Annotated in this window: 1 protein-coding gene and 1 pseudogene; both read right to left on the reverse strand. The window is 60.2% G+C overall.

Annotated features, from left to right (window positions below):
• The coding region (locus tag B2994_RS02485; RefSeq protein WP_291526820.1) for a SpaA isopeptide-forming pilin-related protein at positions 1 to 3210 on the reverse strand (3210 nt) is incomplete at its 3' end.
• A 357-nt stretch (positions 3211 to 3567) separates the two neighbouring features.
• Positions 3568 to 3791: pseudogene (locus B2994_RS02490) on the reverse strand (ketol-acid reductoisomerase); the annotation flags it as partial.

Genomic DNA, 3791 nt, shown 5'->3' on the forward strand with positions numbered 1-3791 from the left:
CACCTTTGTTTCCTCACCGCCATGCACCGTCACATAGAAGGTTGGCGGATTGGCGGAATCGAGGTACAGGCTGGAGGATGATTCCGTGAGCTTGTAATCGCCCGGCTTGAGGTTCTCCACTTTGAAGCGGCCGGGACTCGAGTCACTGTCGTTTTCGCCATTGTTCTTGGTATTGTCCGTGATGTCGCAGCCGCCCGACTTCGAGCAGGGGCTCCAACCCGTGGAGTCGCCGGTCACCTTGCCAACCGGCTCCAGATGCCATGTCGTGCCGGCAAGATCGTAGTCTTGGTCGTCCTCGGTTTTCGATCCGTCGACCTTCCGCCATACCAGCGAGCCTGACTGTTGCTTATTGACTATCGGAACGTCAAGCGACGAACTGTCTGAATCATCGAACTTGCATACCGGCCCGCCATCGAACTTGCACCGGATAGTCCACCGCTCTTCTGCTTTCTGATAGCCCTCCGGAGCTTCGGCTTCCGTCAGGTAATAAACTCGCTCGCTCCCACCGTATGGAACGCCCAGTCGGACCGTGACCTGCCCATCAGCAGGATCGACATCGTTCTCGCCATTGTCGACAACGGTTATCGGGGTATTCCCGCCTTCCACAGTCCACTTGGAACCGGCCAACGGTTCGTTATCACCATCCACCTTCTTCCAGGAGACTGTAGTGGAATACTGATCGGCAAGGGTTGCCTTCCACCACCAGGATTGGCTGTTCAGTACAAACGTCTGAGGTTCCACTACCGTGAACCCGTCCGGCGCCTTCGTTTCGATCAGGGTGTATTTGCCCCACGCCAGGCCGGTCACTTTGAATCCGCCGACTTCAGTCCCGTCATACTCGTTGTTTTCTAAGTCTGTTACGTTGATGCTCGGAGTGTCGGCCGGGCATGCCTTGTCCGCGCCGCCGCCGGCATCCTGATCGCAGGGGCCCACCAGCTTCCATTCGGAGCCGCTCAAACCACGACTCTCGCCCTCCGAAACCTTCATCCATTCAATCCAGCCTTCACTTTGTTTGTTCACAATGCCGTTCAGCGATATCTCAGTCGAGGAACCGTCGCTGCCGATCGTGAACTCAATGGACTGGTCCAACTTCTGATACCCCTGCGGGGCTTTGGTTTCGGTGAGCTGATACGTGCCGGGCTTCAGGCCGCTGACTTTGAAATAGCCTTCGCGGTCGTCGTCATCCCACTGCGCGGCGTTGTCGTCCTTGTTCTCAGGGGTCTTGTCGATCACTGTAATATCGTCGATCCTGTTGAACCTGTCAGTGCCCGTGATCACCCATTCCGACCCGCCGAGCACTTTGGAGGTGTTGCTCGCATCGACCTTGCGCCACGTCACCGAACCCGGGTACCGCATATTGACGATCCCATTGCCATTGTTGAACCACACGATGGTATTGGCTATGGCCTTCGCGGTGTATTCTGTCGAATCCAGTTGGTATCCGTCGGGAGCCTTCGTCTCCTTCAGCGTGTACGTAACACCAGGCTTCACATCCTTGAACTGCAGGTACCCCGGACGCGCGTCGGCGTCGTTATCGCCATTGTCGACAACCGTAACCGTCGTTCCGTCGCCTGAAACCGTCCATTCCGAACCGGACAGCAACGCGGCGCCATCACCCGACTTCTTCCACGCCAGTACGCCGGTGTCCTTCACCCTGCAGCTAGTTTCGGCGACGCCCTTCCAGGTGAAGTTGTGATGCTCCATGCCCAAGCCCACGCCATAGGCTAGCTGATCGTAGCGCTGTTCGAGCCACAGGTTGCCGCCCACGAGCAGACGCCCGTTCGTGGACTGCGCGATCGTGACGTCTGTGGCATAGGCGGCGAGGATGCTGCCCGGCAGGGACGCCTCCACATCGCCGTGGCCCTGCTCCGATTGCGGCGGCACCGCCTTGTTGTACACGAGGGTCCGCCAGCCATCGGTGTTGCCCACGAAGAGATTGCCCCGCTGCTGCCCGAAATTCCACATGATCGAGCTTTCCGCCGTCACCAGCTGCTTCTGGACGCTCTCGGATTCGAAGTACTGGTGGGCGACCTGCGTGCCGTTCCACCACAGACGCCAACCCGCATGAACCGTCAGATCCGCCCCGTCGTCGTCGGTACCGGTGACGTTGATCAGCACGGATGCCCCCTCGGGTATGTTCTCGAAGCGCATGCTCACGCCCGTCCAGTTGTTCTTGGCAACCTCTTTGTTCACTTCGCCCATGTCGACCGTGAACACCTGCAGGGTGTGCGTCGCGTCGCCATCGCCCGTGAACGTCAGCATGCCCTCGTTGCTGAGATCCAGCTTGGTCTCACGCTGCCAGGCGCCGGTTTTCGGGTTGTACCACTTGCCGTTGCCGTTGCTCGGATGTCCGGCCTGTGCGCCGGACAGCGGGCCGTCGTTGCCCTTGATCCAGAAATCGCTGTCCTTCGGCGCCGCGGACACCTTGGGCGATTGGGCGAAGTACACATTGTCGTAGACGATGCCCTCCTTGGGCGTGGTGCCCGAGAAGGTTGCCGACAATTCCTTGATCTTCGAGGCATAACCGTTGTAGTCCACACCGTTCACGCCTCTCAGGGCCTCTTGTTTGCCCATCCCCTTCTTCAGCGTGTTCGCGCTCACATTGAGCATGCTCCACTTGCCACCTGTTTCGGCGACTATGCCGACGCTGCCACCGACCTGTGCCGTCAGGTTCGTGCCATTCAAGCTAAAGCTGTTGTTCTTCGACTTCACGTCACCGCCGATGGCCAGCGCAACGCCATCAGGCGTACTGCCCGCTCCCCATGCGCTGCCGGCCAAGCTGAGGGCCCGGCCGTACGGCTTGTTGCCGATGATGCCGATCGCGCTGCCGTCGATGACGGTTCGGCCTTCCAATTCGACCGCGCTGGTGGCTTCCCTGGGGTATCCGTCCGACCCCAGACCGCCGCTGCCGCCATAGAGATTGCCGCCCACATATGTGGAGATTCCGTTCTCCACGATATTCGCGCTGTTCCACGAGGACGCCTCCACCGGGCACGAATCCGACATCACGGCCTTCGACGCGCGCGACGCATACATGCGCAGATACGCTTCGCCGGATTGATCCAACTGCGATCCCTGCGCCTCGGCATCCGCATCCGCCGTCGCATCGACCGGCTCCAACGCGGAGCTCATGGGCACCGGCAGACATACCGCCAGCACCACCAAGGTGCCCAGCAGCCTCCTCCAACGAATGCCAGCACGTTTAGCCACGCCTGCGCGAACCAGACGAGATCCCCATCTCTTTCCCAACATGGGCGGTCCTTTCCTCCCAAGGCATCCGCATCAACTTCGATGCATCAGCCAAGCCTCATCGCTCGTAAGCCAAGTATACCCCCTTCAAAGACTTAGGGGGTATATGACGGGGGTTCTGCGGGAGGAGCCGTCCGAAAAACCCATGGGACGGACGGCGGCGGCAAGCCGGGCGCTTACCACAGAGGGCGCATACAGCGCATACGATAAGGCCGCCGCCCTCGAACGAATCGAAGGCGACGGCCTGCAAACCTATCGACTGGGTCAACCCCGACGCAACCCCACGGGAATCACGTCAGGCGATCGCCCAGACGACGCTCACTGCACCTGGGTGCGGGCGATCTTGCCGTTGAAGGACTGAGCCATATCGGCGTCGGCATCCACGTTGTTGTTCCAGGAGAACATGGCGCGCAGCTTCGGGCCAACGGTCTCGAGGTGCGGGTGGCTGTACTCCTCCTGCAGCTTCTTGAACTTCGGAGCGCCGGCGGCCTGGTCGTCCATGAACTCCTTGGCGAAGGAGCCGTCCTGAATGCGCTTCAGCT

Origin of the sequence: Bifidobacterium sp. UBA744, assembly GCA_002298605.1 — a bacterium.
Lineage (GTDB): Bacteria > Actinomycetota > Actinomycetes > Actinomycetales > Bifidobacteriaceae > Bifidobacterium.